Below are 12,676 nucleotides of genomic sequence, written 5' to 3'. Positions count from 1 at the left end.
TTCCTCCTCTGTACGCCACATCGCGGGAGCAGGCCCTTTAGGCCTCTCTCATTTTAACGGACGCATCCCGTAGCGTGACACAAATTCGAAAAAAGAAAAATCGATATTATCTACAATTAGATAAGCTCAACCTATAATCTTGATCGAATCTCTCTACGTTGAAAAGGATGACTGATAACCAAAAAAAGCCGGAACGCTGAAGAGGATGAAGGCACGATTTGCACGTCTCATCGCAGACAAAATGTGACCATGGGGGCTACCGTGCATCTTTGCCGCGCGACAAGGATCAGCTCCAGCGCTGTTCAGTGGCAGCTACCGCGCGCCCAGTGTGGCTCCGCCATCAATTACGATATTTTCCATGGTGATGTGCCGTGCCTTTTCAGACAGCAGGAAAAGGACCAGATCCGTCACGTCATCCGGGTCTGCCATACGCCTCAGCGGGATGCCCAGCCGCCACATCTCGGGATCGCCTTTCAACACTCGGTCAAGGCTGCTTGCATCCGATTGAAAGCTGCGCTGCATCTCGGTATCCGTAGACCCGGGCGACACAATGTTGCAGCGCACTCCATAGTCAGCCAGTTCCAGCCCCAGGCATTTCATCGCATGGGCCAGCCCGGCCTTGGACGCCGGGTAAGCACCAAGTGCCGTGCGGGGCGTGGTACCTGAATTCGACCCGATGGTCACGATCGCGCCCTGTCGTTCGGTCGCCATGAACCGTGCAGCCTTTTGCGTCAGCACCAGCGTTGCAGTCAGATTGATGTCAATGATCTCGCGCAGCTCTGCCTCGGACACCTCCAAGAGGCGTGATGGCTTCAACACACCTGCCGAATTGACCAGATAACGCAACGGACCGGCGGCTTCGGTCAATGCCGCGCCCACGGCAGCGCTGTCCTGAATATCCAGCGCCGAAATGATCACCTTATCGGCAGTCACCCCCGCCTCTTCGGCCAATGTCGCCAACTTATCACCGCTACGCCCGATGGCCTGAACGGTGCACCCTGCTGCAAGCAGCCGCAGCGCAATCGCCCGGCCGATGCCCTGCCCCGCCCCCGTAACAACTGCACGGCCTGAAAATTCTGCTTCTTGCATCAAACCACCCTCTAAAATGATATCCGCACAGGGTGTCCAGACCCCCTGACACGGATCACACTGACCGGTCAGACAGGTACGATCAAGCGTCCTGAGGGTGTGGGCATTTGATCGGGGACAGCAACGCCATCAACGGGGCATTATCACAGACCAGCTCGTCTAGTGTCAGTTGATCCAACCGCGCATAAAATGCCTCGGCTGCATCGGCGATAGCTGGCCGCAAACGGCAGGCATCGGTCAGCGGGCACGTGTTATCGACATCGGCAAAACATTCCGCCAGCGGGGTCGAGGATTCAATCGTGCGAAACACATCTCCGATCACGATCTGGGACATTTTTCGTCCCAGCCTGATACCGCCATTCCGTCCGCGTTGCGTATCCAGATACCCAAGCTGTGCCAGTTGGTTGATCACCTGTGCTAGGTGACTTTCCGATGTATTGCAGCGCTCGGCAATCTCGGACTTTGTGACAAGGCGCTCCTGATTAGTCCCGCAGAACATCAGCACGCGTATCGCGATGTTGGTTCTTTTGGTGATACGCATCGACAGGGGCACCCTTTGCTTGATCTCGCGCTATCCTGCCTGCAAAAAGGGCAAAAGCACTTGATCGAGATCAAAGGGTCGACAGATAACATACACCCCGCATGCATATTTCTTTGGTTATGGCAGCCTGGTGAACCGCGATACCCATGCATTTGAAGGGGCGCGGACCGCCTCGCTGCGAGGTTGGCGGCGTATCTGGCGTTATACCACTCAGCGGCAGGTCGCCTATCTGACCGTCATTCGCGACGCCAGCACCACCATCGACGGCCTGATTGCGCCTGTGCCTGATCAGGATTGGGGCGCACTGGATTATCGTGAGCGCGCCTATGCGCGCGTTCCGGCGGCGCATCAGATCACCCACACCTTGCCCCACCAACCCCAGATCGCCGTCTACGCCATTCCTGACAACGCCGATGATAGTCACGCGCAGGATCATACCCTGTTGCTCAGCTATATCGACGTGGTGGTGCAAGGTTATCTGCGCGAATTCGGTGCCGAAGGTGCCGCACGGTTCTTTGCCAGCACCAGCGGCTGGGACGCGCCTATTGTCGATGATCGCGCCGCGCCGCGCTACCCGCGCCATTGTCGTCTTACCCCGGAGGAGACGGCCCTCGTCGATGTCCACCTGGCAAACCTCAGGGTTCGGATTGTCGATGCCTGACCACGCGGAACGCTGGACGCCTCGCCTCTATTCCCTCATGTTGAAAACGTGAAAGCGGGTACCATGTTCCAAAGCCTTTCGGTCTCGAAAACCATCCTGAAATTGTTGCGGTTCAGTCGCCGCCTCTGGGTACGTGTCTCACTGATGGCGCTGCTGGCTGTGATCGCGCCAGCCGTGGCCGCGCTGGTTGCTCCAATCATCCCCGAAGGGATCAGCAAGCGGTTCGACCCCTCTTCGGTCATGCCGATTCTCACGATCCTTGCTTCGGGCATGCTTGCGGTCAGTACATTTTCGCTCAACGTCATGGTATCGGCCCATCGGGCAGCGGCGGCGCAAGCCACGCCCCGTGCGCACCGCATTCTGATGACGGACACCACGACGCAAACGGTGCTGGCCACCTTTATTGGCGCCTTCGTCTACTCGCTCAGTGCGATCATTCTGTTCAAAAGCAACCTGATTGCCCCGGGCACCTCAGTCACCATACTGGGCATTACGGTTATTGTCGTGGTCCTGGTCATTCTGGCGATGTTGCGATGGATCGGTCATCTGAGCGATCTGGGCAGCATGGACGCGACCTTACGCGCGACCGAGGCCGAAGCCCGCCCATCGCTGATGCAAACCCGCCGCACACCCGCGCTCGGCGGGTCCCCCCTGACAGACGCGACCGTTTTGCCAACCCAAGCCATTACAGTGGCCGCACCGATGACGGGATATGTGCAATTCATCGACCTGCCGTCGATTGACACGGACATGAAGGCAGAGGCAGCAGCACTTTACCTCACGACGGTGCCCGGCAACTTCGTGCTGAAAGGCCAGACAATCGGTCACGCCACAGGTCTTTCCGAAGACGCCGCAACCGACCTGATGCAACACCTCGTGATTGGCGACCTGCGCACGTTCGAACAGGACGGCGCATACGGGCTTCTGGTCCTGTCCGAAATCGCCTCTCGTGCACTTTCACCCGGCATCAACGATCCCGGTACCGCGGTCGAGGTTATCGCCCGCCAGCAACGCCTGCTCTGGGATTGGGCACATACACCAGTAAACGACGATCCACCGCCCTACCCGAATATATTCATGCAGGAACTGTCCGCCGATAGCCTGATCGAAAGCGCCTTTGCCAGCATCGCCCGCGATGGCGCCGACAAGGTCGAAGTTATCACCTTCTTGCAAAGCGCGCTTGATGCTTTGACCGACGGGCCGCATGTCGGTTTGGCACAGGCGGCCAGGGACATGAAAAACCACGCACCATTTCAGCAGCGAGACTGAAAGACCGCGCTCGGAAATCTGCTCGTTCTATAACGTCACCCTGCCTCATACGCAGATTTCTTAGCGCCTCATGATCAGTGCAAAGACCGGTGGCCCGCGGCGCAATCAAGGTAGAGGGCAGATTCGCGCGGGCGATCGTTCTGATCATTCATGCTACCAAGGGTCTTGCGGTCAGTGGGAGGCTTCCCCAACGCTGAACTGTAGACCGCAACGACAATTTCGCTAAGGCCCTGAAATTCGGCCAGCTGTTCCGCCTACACGACTTTTCCTAAGTGCTTTTGTCCAAAAGACAAAGAATAGCACGCAATCCATCTTTCCTGACAGAGGCGTGGCATTCTGGACAATCGGGCGTGGCTGTGACATCTGCCGGTTGAGCCAGGAGAGAGCCGATGACCACCACCCGTTTTGCCCCGTCCCCCACCGGTTACATCCATGTGGGCAACCTGCGCACCGCGCTGATGAACTATCTGATCGCTGCCAAATCCGGCGGCACGTTCATCCTGCGGATCGACGATACCGACCCGGAACGCTCGAAAGAGGAATATGTCGACGGGATTAAACAGGACCTGGAATGGCTGGGCCTGCATTGGGACCGGATCGAGCGGCAGTCGCAGCGGTTGGATCGCTATGCCGAGGCCGCTGACAAGCTGCGCGAGATGGGACGGTTCTACGAGGCGTTCGAGACACCCACGGAACTAGACCTGAAGCGCAAGAAGCAACTCAACATGGGCATGCCGCCGGTCTACGACCGCGCCGCCCTGTCGCTGAGCGAAGCCGAGAAGGACGCCCTGCGCGCCGAACGCGGCAGCGGTGTCTGGCGGTTCAAGCTTGATCAGGAACGGATCGAGTGGAAAGACGGCATTCTGGGCGATATCTCGATTGATGCGGCCAGTGTCAGCGACCCGGTGCTGATCAAGGCTGATGGGCAGGTGCTTTATACCATCGCCTCGGTCGTCGATGACACCGAAATGGGCGTGACCCATGTGGTGCGCGGCTCGGATCATGTGACCAACACCGCGACGCAGATCCAGATCATCGAGGCCCTGGGCGGCACCGTTCCAAGCTTTGCGCATCATTCCTTGCTGACCGGTCCACAGGGCGAAAGCCTGTCGAAACGGCTGGGCACACTGGCGCTGCGCGACCTGCGCGAACAGGGCGTGCAGCCGATGGCGCTGCTCAGCCTGATGGCGCGACTGGGCTCCAGCGACCCGGTCGAGCTGCGCACCGAAATGGCGGAGCTGATCGAAGGCTTCGATCTGGACCATTTCGGCGCCGCCCCCACCAAGTTCGACGTGCAGGACCTGTTCCCGCTGACCGCGAAATACCTTCAGGGCCTGCCTTTCGAGGCGGTGCAGGCACGCATCGCAGCACTAGGCGTGCCCGAGGACCTGGCCCTGCATTTCTGGGCGGTAACCCGGGAAAACATCACCACGCTGCACGATCTTGACGGGTGGTGGGAGATGTTCCGCGACGGCGCCGAGCCGGTGATCGACGATGAGGATCGCGCGTTCGTGGCCGAGGCTTTGGCTTTGCTGCCGGAAGGCCCTTATGACGGCGATAGCTGGGGCAATTGGACAGCGGCCGTAAAAGAAGCCACTGGGCGCAAGGGGCGTGGCCTGTTCATGCCGCTGCGCAAAGCGCTGACCGGTCAGGCGCACGGGCCTGATATGGCGCAGGTCTTGCCGCTCTTGCAGAAGATCAAGGCCAAAAACTGACGTGACCTGGCTCAGGCTTCTGACAGGTTATGTCGGATGCACGGTCCAGATCTTGTCCAGATCCCGAAGCCCGGTCTGCACCAGCTCGGCCAGCACATCCATATCCACATCCGCAAGCTTATTGACGTAGAGACAAGACTTACCCAATTTGTGTTTGCCCAACCGGCTCAGAATCTCTCCGTAATCCTGGTATCCCGGCATGATATAGAGGCTCAGACTGGCCTTGCGCGGGCTGAACCCGGTCGCCAGGAATTCTCCCTCTCGTCCCGTGGCATACGTATAGTGATACCGGCCATATCCCACGATCGAAGGCCCCCACATCACTGGAAGATAGCCCGTTAAATCATTGAAAAATTTCAATAAAACCTCTCCATCTAATCGCCGCCGCTCTGGCTCAACCGACGCGATGAAATCCGCTGGCTTTTGATCGGTCACTTGGGTTTTATTGCCGCTCATGGCCCCTCTCCCATTGGTGCATATCCTCACATTAGCGTGATCCTCTAACCGCTGTCATCAACCTGTACTATCTTGATCCTGACCCAACCCGGAGGCTTCCATGACCACATCAAACCTGACCCGCCGCAGCCTGATCGCATCCAGCGCGGCCCTGCCCCTGATTCCACTGGCTCAATCCGCCAACGCAGCGGCACCGATGCTGGGACCTTCGACAACAAAATATAACCGTTTCATGCTGGGAAATTTTGAGGTTACAACTTTGCTTTCAAACAGTTTCCCCCGCCCTGACCCGCATTCTATTTTCGGCCTCAATGTCGGCGCTGAGGAATTCGCACAAGTCTCCGAGGCGGCCAATCTGCCGACCGACCAGGCCCGGTTCTTCTTTACACCCACGGTGGTCAACACCGGTTCTGAACTCGTGCTTTTCGACACTGGCCTCAGCAGCACCGATATCACCAGCGCGCTGGCCGCTGCGGGGTATTCTCCTGATCAGATTGATATCGTGGTCATCACCCATATGCACGGCGACCATATCGGCGGGTTGATGCGCGATGGAACCGCCACATTCCCAAAGGCACGTTATATCACCGGTGCTGTGGAATACGATGCGTGGGTTGCGATGGAGAATGAGAAATTCAACAGTAATATGAAGCCCTTGGCGGACAAAGCTGAGATGATTGATCCCGGCAACAGCGCCGCCCCTGGCATCACCGCGGTTGAGGCGTTCGGCCATACGCCGGGTCACATGACCTATATGATCGAGAGCAATGGTCAGCAGCTTCTGATCGCGGCGGATTTTGCCAATCACTATGTCTGGTCGCTGGCCCATCCCGAATGGGAGGTCAAGTTTGACATGGATAAACAGGCCGCCGCCACGACACGCGTCCGCCTGTTGGACATGATGGCCGCGGATCGCATCCCCTTTGTCGGCTATCACATGCCCTGGCCTGCGGTCGGTTACGTCGAAAAGCACGGCAAAGGCTATGTCTACACGCCCGAAAGCTATCAGCTTTCACTGTGATATCGTTCACTAATTTGCAATGAAATAAGGGTAAACCGGAGCCGGGTAATGATTTGGGGTCCGGTTTTGGCCAACGGTATCACTTTGCAGAATGTCAGCGCAGAGGCGCAATCGCAATTGCTCGATTCCGAGCTGGCGATGAACATTCTGAACTCAATGGAACAAGGCGTTCTGGTGTGGTCCGACGATGCGCGCTGCACCATGTATAATGACCGCGTCTTTGCGGTGATGGAGCTTGCTCGGGATGAGCTTTACCCGGGTCGGCGGCGGCGCGACTTCCTGAAATCCGCCATCGCCCGGGGCGAGCTTTCTCAAGAGCGGGTGGAACAGGTCGAAGCGTATTTTGCCTCCGGCGCCCCGTTTGAATTTGACCGCACCCTGCCCTCTGGCCGGGTGATCGCCACAAATGCACGACCGCTACCCGATGGCGGTCATGTGGTCACCTTCACCGATGTAAGCCAGGCGCGCCGCGCTGCTGCCGATCTGGCCGAGGCCAAGAAACGTGCCGAAACCGCCGAGGTTCAGGCGTTGGACGCCTTACAGGACACCCGCGCCCATCAGCAAGAGGCAAAGTTGCTGGCCGAGCTGGACGAATGGCTGCAATGCTGTAAAAGCCTTGAAGAACTATTTGAAATTGTTGTTATTTTTATCTCCAAACTGTTGCCTGGATCAGTAGGCGAATTGTATCTTTATTCCAATTCCCGCGACGTGCTGGACGGTGCCTGCGATTGGGGATCATCAGCCTTGCACGACCATATCGCACCCGACAGCTGCTGGGCGCTGCGGCGTGGTCGGCACTATCGGTATGACAATCAGGAAATCTCATTTCCCTGTCGACATGTCAAAGATCAACCTCAGCCAGAAGAAATGCAGGATTATCTTTGCATTCCCATCGTGGCGCATGGCGACACTGTCGGGCTTTTGCATATACGCTTTGACGCCAATGATGATCGCAAGGCGCTCGATGCGGCGCAACATTTCGCGGTGCAATGCGGTGAACATATCAGCCTCGCCATCGCCAATGTAAAACTCCGTGACGAATTGCACGATCAATCCACCCGCGATCCTCTGACCGGGCTTTATAATCGTCGCTATTTCCTCGAAGCGTTGCGGACCGAACTGACTATGGCACGACGCAAGAATGGCAAGTTCAGCATCCTGTCATTTGATGCGGACAAGTTCAAAGCCTTCAACGACAATCACGGCCATGATGCGGGCGACATGGTGCTGCGCGCCATTGCCGAACGGATGTATGATCAATTCAGCGAAGGGCAGATCCCCTGTCGTTTCGGCGGCGAAGAATTTACCGTTCTGCTGCCCGGTGCCACTTTGGAAGAGGCGCGGAAAGCGGGCGAAACGCTGCGCACCGCCGTTGAAGATGTACAGGTACGCTACGGATCGGATATTTTGCCCCGTGTGACCATCTCGGTAGGTGTCGCGGCCTATCCCGATCATGGCGCCTTGCCTCAGGATTTGCTGAGCGCTGCGGATGACGCGCTCTACCGCTCCAAAGATGATGGCCGCAATTGCGTCAACGTCGCTACGTCACGGCATGGCTGAAATTTAGCTGCCTCAACTCTCATCCCGAAACCGGTTCACGATGGGATAGCGACGATCCAGCCAGAAGGCCTTCTTGCTCAGGCGCGTGCCCGGGGCCGATTGGAAGCGCTTGTATTCGCTGATATAAAGCAGGTGTTCGACCTTCTTCGCGTCTGCCCTGTCATAGCCCGCCGCGATGCAATCGGCGATTGAGCCGTCCTGATCCACCAGAATGTTCAGAATACCGTCCAGCACCGGATAGTCGGGCAGTGAATCGCTGTCTTTCTGATCCTCGCGCAGTTCGGCCGAAGGCGGCTTCTGGATCACATTGGGCGGAATGACCTCGCCCGCGGGCCCCATCATCCAGTCCCGGTGGTTGGCATTGCGCCAGCGACAGATGTCAAACACACGGGTTTTATACATGTCCTTGATCGGATTATAGCCGCCCGCCATGTCGCCATAAATCGTGGCATAGCCCACCGCGACCTCGGATTTATTGCCGGTGGTCAACAACATCTCACCGAATTTGTTCGACAGCGCCATCAACAATAACCCCCGCAGGCGCGACTGGATATTCTCCTCAGTCAGCCCCGGCTCGGTCCCCTCGAACAGCGGTGCAAGCGTGTTCGTAACCGCGCCCCTCGCCTCGGAAATGGGAACAAAATCATAGCGGCAGCCCAGATTTTCAGCGACGTGCTTGGCATCCTCCAGCGACGCCTGACTGGTATATTCCGAAGGCAGCATGACGCAGCGCACATTCTGAGCGCCCAAGGCGTCCGCCGCAATCGTCGCCACGATGGCTGAATCGATCCCGCCTGACAGCCCCAGCAGCACTTTCTTGAACCCGGTCTTGCGCATGTAATCCCGCAGGGACAACACCATTGCATTGTAATCCTGCTCATAAGCATCTGGAATCGGGGCAAGATCACCCTTTTCGGCGCGCCAGCCCTCGTCACCTCGCACCAGGTCCAGCTGGGCAATCGCCTCCTCGAACACCGGCATCTGCAAGGCCAATTCACCGCCCGGGTTCAGCACAAAGGTGCCGCCGTCAAAAACCTGATCGTCCTGCCCACCCACGAGGTTCAAATAAATCAGCGGCAGCCCCGTTTCGATCACGCGCGACACCATCAGGTTCTGCCGCACCTCCATCTTGTTTCGGTAGTAGGGCGAACCATTCGGCACCAGCAGAAATTCTGCCCCTGTTTCGGCCAGCGTCTCGGGCACATCCTCGTGCCAGCTATCCTCGCAGATCGGGCTGCCGACGCGCACATCATCCACCACATACGGCCCGCCCACCTCGGCCGCATCGTAAATTCGGACCTCGTCAAAGACGGTTTCATTGGGCAGATGATGCTTCAGCACCCGTGCACTGGTGCGGCCATTTTTTAGCACGTAATAGGCGTTATAAAGCCCCGCTCCTTCCAGGGCCGGCCCGCCGATGGACAATGCAGGCCCATCGGCACAGTCACGCGCCAGCTCTTCCAGCTTTGCAATTGCCGCCTGATGAAAGGCCGGTTTCATCACCAGATCCTGGGTGTTGTAGCCGGTGATGAACATCTCAGGCAGCGCGACCATGTTCGCCCCGGCTTCGCGCCCGGCCTCCCACGCCTTGCGCGCCAGAACGGCGTTGCCGTCCAGATCGCCCACGGTCGGGTTCATCTGTGCCAGTGTTAACCGAAAACGCTCTCTCATGCTCACTTCCCGCACATCCAATGATGCACCAGCTCCGAAACCTACTAAACCCGGGTTTAGCAGATTTCAGAACAGGTGAAAGCGTGAAGCTCTCGGTGAGTGGTAACCTGTTTTGCGATCCTGAATCTGACGCAGCCGCTCATTTACTCGCGAGGATCAGGTGCTCTTTCTGTATGACGCCCAGCAAACGGCGTAACTTCACATCGAGCGGCATCTGTTGCTCTTCTTTACCCTTTGACGCGCAACTGATCTGCTGGCCCAGTACCGCAGAGGGGTTTTTTCGTTCAAAGCCGCATTGCTTAAAGACAAAGTCCGGCAAAATCACCGGATCGGCCTTCAACGAAACGGCTATGCTGCGATTGACGCGCCTGAGTACGGTCGGAGAGCCGTCAACCACATCGACGATGGCCGTTTCCACCAGCGACGATTCCACCATGCAGACCTGGCGCTGGTTCATCCACGCCTCTGCAATTTTACATTTACAATCCTGCAAACTGTTATATCCGGGCTGGCCCGTCTTTAACGCCGATGACTGCCCCGAGAACGCGATGCTCTTGTTCGTTGTCAACACTCTCGCCTTCTCTTCATCAACAAAAAGCGACGCGACCGAATACACGCTCTTGGCGACACGGTTAAAGTAAATTCCGGTCCGGTCATCCGTTTCCAATTCCTCATCGACAACCTGCCCCGAACACAATCGCCGCGGACCATCTGCCTCGATCACAACGAAGTCGCCAGCAGTCACCGGGGACGCTGTCGTTTGTCGGGGAAACCGATTGGCCGCGATAACGTCAGGATAGATGATATCCAGCAGGATGAGTTGACCAAGGGCCAATGCACCTACGAGCCCCAGAAGGGCCATAATTTTCTTAGACATGGTTCTGATCCTAATTTTTGGGACAGCACACCACACCACCGCAAAGGTAATGCGTGTTGGGACATTTTTCCTGGCTGATCACTGCAGGCACGCCTGCAAAAACGGAAAGGAATACACCAATAGCAAAAGCTCTCATAATATATCTCCAAAATTGTTTTTTTAAAATAAAGTACAACCAGAATAACATAATACTGTGGATTTTCACAGCCTCGTGCCAAAAACAATTTCAAGCAGTTAGAGTAAGGTCTGGTTTTGCGGCCCGGAAGTTGCCGACTTGGCCTTCGGCGGGCAAGGGAAAGCCGATTTGAGCGAAAGCCGTTGTCAGCCCCCAGTCTGTCCACTAGATTTCCTGCAATCGCGCGTGACATGCGAGGTGGGGAATTCGGGGCAGAGATGACATTTTCACTGACAAGAACGGTTATTTTAGGGGCCGCACTGATGGGTGCCACCGCGCTCGGCGCGCAGGATGCCGAGGTTCGCACCAAGCAATACGATGATGGCGGGATTTATGAGGGCACGTTCAAGAACGGCCTTCAGCACGGCACCGGCACCTACACCCTGCCCAATGGCTATGAATATACCGGTGACTGGGTCGAGGGTGAGATCAAGGGCAAGGGCGTGGCCCGCTTCCCCAACGGGTCGGTCTACGAGGGTGAATTCTCCAAGGGCAAACCGCAGGGTGTCGGGATCATCGTATTCAGCGATGGCGGCACCTATGAGGGCAGCTGGGAGGATGGCAAGATCACCGGCCAGGGCGTCGCGCTTTATGCCAACGGCGTGCGCTATGAGGGAGGGTTCCGCAACGCCATGCACTCGGGTCGCGGCGTGATGACCAGCCCCAATGGCTATGTCTATGACGGCGATTGGGTCAATGGCGTCAAGGAAGGCACCGGCAAGATCACCTATCCCGATGGCGCGATCTATGATGGCGATGTGGCCCGCGGCGCGCGCGAAGGCCAAGGCACGCTGACCATGCCTGACGGGCTGATCTATACCGGCCTGTGGAAAGACGGTCAGATCAATGGCACCGGCAAGCTGACCCAACCCAATGGCGATGTCTACGAGGGCACGCTTGTGGCCGGCCGGCGCGAGGGGCAAGGCCGCGTGACCTATGCCAATGGCGATGTCTATGAGGGCCAGTTCCTTGACGATCTGCGCGATGGTCAGGGCACGTTCACCGGTACGGATGGCTATAAATACGAAGGCACCTGGGTGGCGGGCAAGATCGCCGGTCAGGGCACTGTCACCTACCCCGATGGTTCGGTCTATGTGGGCGAATTCCGCGATGATCTGGCCAATGGCGAGGGCAAGATCACCTATCCGGACGGTTCCACCTATGAAGGGTCATGGGTTGATGGGGTGATTGATGGCAAGGGACGCGCCAGCTATCCCAACGGGCTTGTATATGAAGGCGATTTCAAGAACGCCAAGAATCACGGCACCGGCGTGATGACCTATGCCGACGGCTACCGCTATGAAGGCGACTGGGTCGAGGGGCAGCGCCAGGGAAATGGCACGGCCACCTACCCCGATGGTACCGTTTACAAAGGCCAGTTCAATAACGGCCAGCGCCACGGTCAGGGGTCAATCACCATGCCCGACGGGTTCAAATACACCGGCGAATGGCAAAACGGTGAAATCAGCGGACAAGGTGTCGCCACCTATCTCAACGGCGACGTCTACGAGGGCATGTTCCGTCGCGGCAAACGTCAGGGACAGGGCACCATCCGCTATGCCACCGGCGAAGAAACCAGCGGCGAATGGCAGGATGGCGCGCTGACCGAAGAAACCGACGCGACCGAATAACAAATCCTGC

Annotated in this window: 11 protein-coding genes; 6 read left to right on the top strand and 5 right to left on the bottom strand. The window is 57.6% G+C overall.

Translation table 11 applies throughout. The features are described 5' to 3' along the window. Positions 1 to 312: 312 nt before the first annotated feature. Together Q1B27_RS00510 and Q1B27_RS00505 are read right to left on the bottom strand one after the other, a co-directional pair. Positions 313 to 1,089 carry an SDR family NAD(P)-dependent oxidoreductase gene (locus Q1B27_RS00510; RefSeq protein WP_299842046.1) on the bottom strand — a complete coding sequence of 259 codons (777 nt, stop codon included), beginning with the start codon at positions 1,087 to 1,089 and terminating at the stop codon, positions 313 to 315. Between the two features lie 82 nt (positions 1,090 to 1,171). Then, complete coding sequence (locus Q1B27_RS00505; RefSeq protein ID WP_299842043.1) at positions 1,172 to 1,630, bottom strand: Rrf2 family transcriptional regulator; 459 nt, start codon at positions 1,628 to 1,630, stop codon at positions 1,172 to 1,174. Between the two features lie 130 nt (positions 1,631 to 1,760). On the opposite strand from Q1B27_RS00505, the gene Q1B27_RS00500 reads away from it, so the two are divergent. From Q1B27_RS00500 to gltX, 3 genes are all read left to right on the top strand, one after another. After that, positions 1,761 to 2,291, top strand: a complete 531-nt coding sequence (locus Q1B27_RS00500) for a gamma-glutamylcyclotransferase (protein WP_299842040.1) — start codon at positions 1,761 to 1,763, stop codon at positions 2,289 to 2,291. Between the two features lie 63 nt (positions 2,292 to 2,354). Beyond that, positions 2,355 to 3,560: a DUF2254 domain-containing protein gene (locus Q1B27_RS00495; protein ID WP_299842037.1), complete on the top strand. Its 1,206-nt coding sequence runs from the start codon at positions 2,355 to 2,357 to the stop codon at positions 3,558 to 3,560. Positions 3,561 to 3,949: 389 nt separating this feature from the next. Next, positions 3,950 to 5,275, top strand: a complete 1,326-nt coding sequence (gltX, locus tag Q1B27_RS00490; protein ID WP_299842034.1) for a glutamate--tRNA ligase — start codon at positions 3,950 to 3,952, stop codon at positions 5,273 to 5,275. 27 nt (positions 5,276 to 5,302) lie between these two features. On the opposite strand, the gene Q1B27_RS00485 is transcribed toward gltX, so the two are convergent. Next, positions 5,303 to 5,731 (bottom strand): DUF1801 domain-containing protein, encoded by a 429-nt coding sequence (locus tag Q1B27_RS00485; protein WP_299842031.1) that lies wholly within the window; start codon positions 5,729 to 5,731, stop codon positions 5,303 to 5,305. A 100-nt stretch (positions 5,732 to 5,831) separates the two neighbouring features. On the opposite strand from Q1B27_RS00485, the gene Q1B27_RS00480 reads away from it, so the two are divergent. Continuing rightward, on the top strand, positions 5,832 to 6,752 hold the full coding sequence (locus tag Q1B27_RS00480) for an MBL fold metallo-hydrolase (RefSeq protein ID WP_299842028.1): 921 nt from the start codon (positions 5,832 to 5,834) through the stop codon (positions 6,750 to 6,752). A 48-nt stretch (positions 6,753 to 6,800) separates the two neighbouring features. After that, complete coding sequence (locus tag Q1B27_RS00475) at positions 6,801 to 8,312, top strand: diguanylate cyclase (RefSeq protein ID WP_299842025.1); 1,512 nt, start codon at positions 6,801 to 6,803, stop codon at positions 8,310 to 8,312. Positions 8,313 to 8,324: 12 nt separating this feature from the next. On the opposite strand, the gene Q1B27_RS00470 is transcribed toward Q1B27_RS00475, so the two are convergent. Further along, positions 8,325 to 9,983, bottom strand: coding sequence for an NAD+ synthase (locus Q1B27_RS00470; protein WP_299842022.1), 1,659 nt, complete (start codon positions 9,981 to 9,983; stop codon positions 8,325 to 8,327). Positions 9,984 to 10,122: 139 nt separating this feature from the next. Continuing rightward, positions 10,123 to 10,860 (bottom strand): hypothetical protein, encoded by a 738-nt coding sequence (locus Q1B27_RS00465; RefSeq protein ID WP_299842019.1) that lies wholly within the window; start codon positions 10,858 to 10,860, stop codon positions 10,123 to 10,125. A gap of 393 nt (positions 10,861 to 11,253) precedes the next feature. On the opposite strand from Q1B27_RS00465, the gene Q1B27_RS00460 reads away from it, so the two are divergent. Beyond that, entirely contained in the window at positions 11,254 to 12,666 is a 1,413-nt protein-coding gene (locus Q1B27_RS00460) for a 2-isopropylmalate synthase (RefSeq protein WP_299842016.1), read from the top strand. Positions 12,667 to 12,676: the final 10 nt, after the last annotated feature.

The sequence above is a fragment of the uncultured Roseovarius sp. genome (assembly GCF_947489715.1).
GTDB lineage: Bacteria > Pseudomonadota > Alphaproteobacteria > Rhodobacterales > Rhodobacteraceae > Roseovarius.
This window is presented reverse-complemented; position numbering and strand designations above follow the sequence as displayed.